Consider the following 5,734-nt stretch of genomic DNA (forward strand, 5'->3'; position numbering starts at 1 on the left):
CTCACCCCGAACCCCGTCGCGTTCACCACCCGCGCCCGCCCGGCGCCCACGACCTCCAGGTCCTTTCGAGGCACCCGCGCAATCCCCCACGGCCCCGTGAGCCAGAGCGCGCCCGCGCCGTCGTCCAGCGCCTGGAACACCGTGTTGCCGCGCAACCCGTTGCGCGTGGTGAACATGGTCACGAGCCCGCCGCGCAGGCGCGCCAGGCCGCGCGACGTGCCCGCCCAGAGCGTGCCGTCCGCGTCGCTCGTCATCCGAAAGACGGGCTGTCCCGCCAACGCGCTCGGGCCGGCGACGAACCGGCCGCCCTGCAGCCGGAACAGCCCGGACGACTGCGTCCCCACCCACACCGTGCCGCCGCGGTCCTCGTGCAGCGAAAGCACGTACCCATCCGGCAGCCCCTGCGCCGCGCCGAACCGCGTGAAGCGGCCGTCCGCCAGCCGCGCCAGCCCGTTGTACGTGCCGATCCACAGCGCGCCGGAGCGGTCCTCCAGCAGCGCCCGAACCCGGTCGTCGGGCAGGCCGTCGCGCACGGTGTACGTCGTGGTGCGCCCCGCGTGGATGCGCGAAAGGCCGCCGTTGGTGGCCACCCACACGCTGCCGGCCCGGTCGCGCACCACGTCGCGCGCCACGGCATCCGCCAGAGTGCTGGCGGGACGTGTGTTTTCCACCGCGCCTCCCGCCCCGAGGTGCGCCACGCCGCCGTGCGTGGCGATCCACGCGCCGCCCGCGCCGTCTCCCGTCACCGCCGTGACGAAGTCGCTCGGCAGGCCGTCGCGGGTGGTGAGCATGCGCACCCCGGCCCGGCGCAGGCGGAAGAGGCCGCCCTGGCGCGAGCCGATCCACAGGTTGCCCTCCGCGTCCGCGTTCAGCCCTTCCACCTGGGTGAAGGGCGTGCCGTCCGGCCGCGGCACGGGGGTGATGCGCTCGCCTTCCAGCCGGAACAGGCCGTTGTCGGCGGCCAGCCACCACGCGCCGTCCCCGTCCTGCAGCAGGTCGTTCACGGGCGCGGGATGCACGGCGCCGGCCGCGCCCGGACGCGTCACCCGGCCGTCCTGGATGCGCGCCACGCCGGCGAAGGTGCCCGCCCACACGGTGCCCGCCGCATCCGCGTGCAGCGCCGTCACCCGGTCGTCGCCCAGTCCCTGGGCGCGGGTTACGCGGGTGATGGCGCCGCGGTGGTGCCGCAGCACGCCGCCGGCCAGCGTGCCGATCCACAACGCGCCCGCCCGGTCCAGCGCCAGCGCGGTCACGGCGGGCTGCGCCTCGCCCGGGGGCAGCCGCAGCGGGGTGACGCGGTCCCCCGCAATGCGGCTGATCCCCTCGCGCGTCCCCACCCAGAGCGAGCCCTCCGGATCGGGGAGCAGCGCGGTGATGCGGTCGCTCGCCAGCCCGTCGCGCGTGGTAAAGACTTTCCACCGGCCGCCCGCCCAGCGCACCACGCCGCCGGATTCACTGGCCGCCCACAGCGCGCCCCGGCCGTCCACCGCCAGGCGGCGAAAGCTGGCGCGCGCCAGCCCCGGGATCTCCGCTTCGGAGAAGAGGCGGAACGCCACGCCGTCGAACCGCACCAGCCCCTCGTACGACGCCAGCCACAGAAAGCCGTCCGGCGTCTGGCGGATGTCGCGCGCCACGTTGGAGGGCAGGCCGTTCTCCGTGGTCCACCCCGCGATGGCGTACCGCGCCTCGCCGTCCGCACCCGCCGCCACACGCTGCGCGGCGGCGGATGCCGGCGGGAGCGCAAAGGCGGCGAGCGCGACCGTGGCCGTGCGGATCGCGCGGGCGAGCATGCGTGGGAGGGACAGAGGGGCCATCCGGCGGTATCCCGGCAGGGGAGGGCAGGGAGGTCGGGCGCTTCAACGTAGCGAATCCGGCGGGTGCGGAACATGGTCCCGCCGTCGTCGGGGATGACGATTTCCATCCGTTCCGCGCCACGGATGCGACGGGCGCGGCACCCGGTGCGGCCTCTTTGGAGCGCGGAGCAGGTCGGGCGCGCTGGCCTGGCCGGGCGGATGGCGCGGCAGCCCGTTCCCCGCCGTGCCGCCGCGGCTTACATTCGCGCCGTCCCGCGCCCACGTCCGGGCCGGGCGCGTGAGAATCCCCGAGCCGGAGCCCCGATGTCCGCACTCCCCAGCCGCGACGCGCAGCTCGCGCTGATGCATCAGTACGTGGAAAGTGAGAGCCTTCGCCGCCACATGTACTCCGTGGAGGCGGCGTGCCGTGCCTACGCGCGGGTGTTCGGCGAGGATGAGGACACGTACGGCGCCGCCGGCCTGCTGCACGACTTTGATTACGAGCGGTGGCCGGAAGAGCATCCCCTGCGCGGAGCCGAGATGCTGCGCGAGGGCGGATACCCGGAGCCGGTGATCCGCGCGATCCTGGCGCATTATCCGGATCGCACGGGGGTGCAGCCGGAAACGCGCCTGGAGCGCACCCTGCACGCCTGCGACGAGATCACGGGGCTGGTGACGGCGGCGGCGCTGGTGCGCCCCAGCCGGTCGGTGGCGGACCTGGAAGCCAAGTCCGTCATCAAGAAGATGAAGGACAAGCAGTTCGCGGCGGGGGTGGACCGCGACGACGTGCGCCGCGCCGCCGAGGAACTGGGCGTGGAGCTTGGCGAGCACGTGCAGTTCGTCATCGAGGCCATGCGCGGCATTGCCCCCGAGCTGGGGATGAGCACCGAAGTCTGACGCGGAGGGCACGCAGAGACGCAGAGACGAAGAAGAGCGGTGGGCATGTCTCGGCCGCCCATTCCCCCTTTTCATCCGCTCCGCGTCTCTGCGTGATAGTTCCCTCCGCCGGCCTTTCCGCGCTTCCTCCGTGGCCTTCGTGATATTCGGTGACCTCTGGGAGAAACGGGGTTTCCCATTCGCCGCTCCAAAACTTTCTGCTTCCGCAATGTGTATCAGCAACATTGCTGGATGGAATTCTGATCCCGGCGCGGACCCCTCGCGGCGGCCCGGTGTTCGTATTAGAGTAGGAAGGACGCATCGTCGGGCCGCCCGGAGCGGAGCCCCGGGCGGCGAGCTGGACCTTTTCTCTCTTGCGGAGGCGTACATGAGAAAGCCGGTCAGCAAGCATGCACTGCGCAGGGCCCTGGAGCAGGCGCGCGAAGAAGGGCTGGTCACCTGGTCGGAGCCCGCGGGCACCGTGGTGGACCACGTGTGGCACCTGATCTCGCGCGAAGCGCTCGAGGGTAAACCCGACCGTGCCCCGGCACGGCGCCGCGCTCCGGCGGCGATCTGACTCCCCTTCGCGGCGCAGCCGTGAATCAGCCCGAATCTTCCGCGAGCCCCGGCCCCGGCCGGGGCTCGCTTCGCGCCGAGCTCCTCTTCAACCTCACCTTTCTGGCGCTCGCGGCCGCCGTCCTGGCCGTGGGCACCAACACCGTGCTCGCCGTGCTGCGCCCCGGGAACGCCTGGGTGCTCGGCGCGCTGATCGTGGTGGACGTCGCCGTCTTTGTCCTTCTCGCCAACCACCTCATCGAGCGGCTCGTCCTTCGCCCCGTGCAGGCCGCCGTCGCCGCCGCCGAGGCCATCGCCGCGGGAGACTACGCGCGGCGGGCGCCCGTGGGCGAAAGCCGGGAAATGGCGGCGCTCTCCGAGGCCCTGAACCGCATGACCGACCAGCTGCTGGACAACCAGCAGCGGCTGGCCCACAACGTCAGTTCGCTCGATGAAACCAACCGCGTCCTCGTCAGCACGCAGCGCGAGCTGGTGGATGCGGAAAAGATGGCCGGGCTGGGGCGGCTGGCGGCCGGCGTGGCGCACGAGGTGGGGAACCCGCTGGGCGCGCTGATGGGGTACGCCAGCGTGCTGCGCCGCCGCGGCGCCGATCCCGAGCTGGTGGGCGGGGTGGAGGGCGAGGCGCGCCGCATTGACCGCATCGTGCGCGGACTGCTGGACTACGCGCGCCCGGGTACCCGCGCGCGGGAAAGCGTGGACGTGAACGCCGCCGTGCGCGCCGCCACGGAGGTGCTCACCCGCCAGGGCGCGCTGGAGGGGATCGAGCTGCGCCTGCAACTGCAGGACGGGCTTCCCCCCGTCCGCGGCACGCCGCACCTGCTGGAGCAGGTGTTCGTCAACCTGTTCGACAACGCGCGCCGGGCCATGGGCGGGGCGGGGGAACTGCACGTGCGCACGGGGGTGGAGCGCTACCGGCCGGAGCGCAACATCCCCACCCGCCGCGCCGACGACCCCCCCGGGATCTCGTACGCGCACCTGCGCCGCCCGCGCGCCGCCTCCGTGCGCGACCCGCACCGCATCGAGGCCGGCACGGAGGTCATCCGCGTCTTTGTGGCCGACACCGGGCCGGGGATCCCGGAAGCCGACATCGACAAGGTGTTCGACCCGTTCTTTACCACCCGCGCGCCGGGGGAGGGAACGGGGCTGGGCCTTGCCATCGTCGCGAGCACCGTCGCAGACTTCGGCGGGCGCATCGAGGTGGCGTCCGCGCCCGGGGGCGGCGCGGCGTTCACCCTCACCCTTCCCACCGAACAGGCCGAGCGTTGAGCAATCGCCGCGTGCTGGTCATTGACGACGAGGCGGGGCTGCGGCACACCCTGCTCCTGATCCTGCGCGACGAGGGCTACACCGTGCAGGTGGCCGAGGACGGCGAGGCGGGGCTGCGCATGGCGCTGGCCGAGCCGCCGGACCTGGTGCTGTGCGACGTGCGCATGCCCCGCATGGGCGGGCTGGAGTTCCTGGAGCGGTACCAGCGCGCCGGCGGCCCCGCCCTGGTCATCATGATGAGCGCCTACGGCACGCTGGACGCCGCGGTGGAGGCTCTGCGCGGCGGCGCCTACGACTACATCAGCAAGCCCTTCAACGCCGACGAAGTCATCCTCAGCCTGCGCAAGGCCGAGGAGCGCGAGCAGCTGCGCCGCGAGGTGGCCCGCCTGCGGCGCGAAGTGGGCGAGGTGGAGGGGTTCGAGCACGTGGTGGGCGTCAGCGGCGCCATGCGCGAGGTCATGGAGCTGGCCGGGCGCGTGGCCCCGTTCCCCAGCACCGTGCTGCTCACGGGGGAAAGCGGAAGCGGCAAGGAGGCCATCGCCCGCGCCGTGCACCGCGCCTCGCCCCGGCGCGACCGCGGCTTCGTGGCGGTGAACTGCGGCGCCATTCCCGAGCACCTGCTGGAAAGCGAGCTGTTCGGCCACGAGCGCGGCGCGTTCACCGGCGCGGACCGGGCGCGGGAAGGGTTGTTCGAGGAAGCGGACGGCGGCACCCTGTTCCTGGACGAGATCGGCGAGCTGCCGCTGACGCTGCAGGTAAAGCTGCTGCGCGTGCTGCAGGAGCGCAGCATTCGCCGTGTGGGCGGGACGGGGGAAAAGCCCGTGGACGTGCGCGTGCTGACCGCCACCGCCCGCGACCTGGTGGACGAGGTGCGCGAGGGTCGCTTTCGCGAAGACCTGTTCTATCGCATCAACGTGGTGCAGATCCACATCCCCCCGCTGCGCACCCGGCCGGAGGACGTGCCGCCCCTGGCCGAACACTTCCTTCGCCGCCACGCGCCGCGCCTGGGCATCGAGGCGCCCCCGCTGCCGCGCGACATCATCCCCGTGCTGGCGGCGTACTCGTGGCCGGGCAACGTGCGCGAGCTGGAGAACGTGATGGAGCGCGCCCTGGTGCTTTCCGGCGGGCAGATGACGGTGGACCACCTGCCGCCGCACGTGCGCACCGGCCGCCACCCGTTCCAGCTCGCGGACGACGCGGGCGACCTGTCGGTAAAGCGCCGG

Annotated in this window: 5 protein-coding genes; 4 read left to right on the forward strand and 1 reads right to left on the reverse strand. The window is 73.0% G+C overall.

Annotated elements, in window-relative coordinates:
• On the reverse strand, positions 1 to 1,790 hold a 1,790-nt coding region (locus tag VF665_RS10045; RefSeq protein WP_331053288.1), incomplete at its 3' end, for a ligand-binding sensor domain-containing protein.
• A 327-nt stretch (positions 1,791 to 2,117) separates the two neighbouring features.
• On the opposite strand from VF665_RS10045, the gene VF665_RS10050 reads away from it, so the two are divergent.
• The 4 genes from VF665_RS10050 to VF665_RS10065 all read left to right on the forward strand — a co-directional run.
• Positions 2,118 to 2,690 carry an HD domain-containing protein gene (locus VF665_RS10050; RefSeq protein WP_331053289.1) on the forward strand — a complete coding sequence of 191 codons (573 nt, stop codon included), beginning with the start codon at positions 2,118 to 2,120 and terminating at the stop codon, positions 2,688 to 2,690.
• 367 nt (positions 2,691 to 3,057) lie between these two features.
• Positions 3,058 to 3,246 carry a hypothetical protein gene (locus VF665_RS10055; protein WP_331053290.1) on the forward strand — a complete coding sequence of 63 codons (189 nt, stop codon included), beginning with the start codon at positions 3,058 to 3,060 and terminating at the stop codon, positions 3,244 to 3,246.
• A 20-nt stretch (positions 3,247 to 3,266) separates the two neighbouring features.
• On the forward strand, positions 3,267 to 4,511 hold the full coding sequence (locus VF665_RS10060; protein ID WP_331053291.1) for a sensor histidine kinase: 1,245 nt from the start codon (positions 3,267 to 3,269) through the stop codon (positions 4,509 to 4,511).
• The coding region (locus tag VF665_RS10065) for a sigma-54 dependent transcriptional regulator (RefSeq protein WP_331053292.1) at positions 4,508 to 5,734 on the forward strand (1,227 nt) is incomplete at its 3' end. The genes VF665_RS10060 and VF665_RS10065, both read left to right, overlap by 4 nt.

This window comes from Longimicrobium sp. (genome assembly GCF_036387355.1).
Classification (GTDB): domain Bacteria; phylum Gemmatimonadota; class Gemmatimonadetes; order Longimicrobiales; family Longimicrobiaceae; genus Longimicrobium.

What these genes read in the sequence shown, in the direction of transcription:
- VF665_RS10050 (WP_331053289.1), top strand. Translation starts at nt 2,118, where the DNA reads ATGTCCGCACTCCCCAGCCGCGACGCGCAGCTCGCGCTGATGCATCAG.
- VF665_RS10055 (WP_331053290.1), top strand. Translation starts at nt 3,058, where the DNA reads ATGAGAAAGCCGGTCAGCAAGCATGCACTGCGCAGGGCCCTGGAGCAG.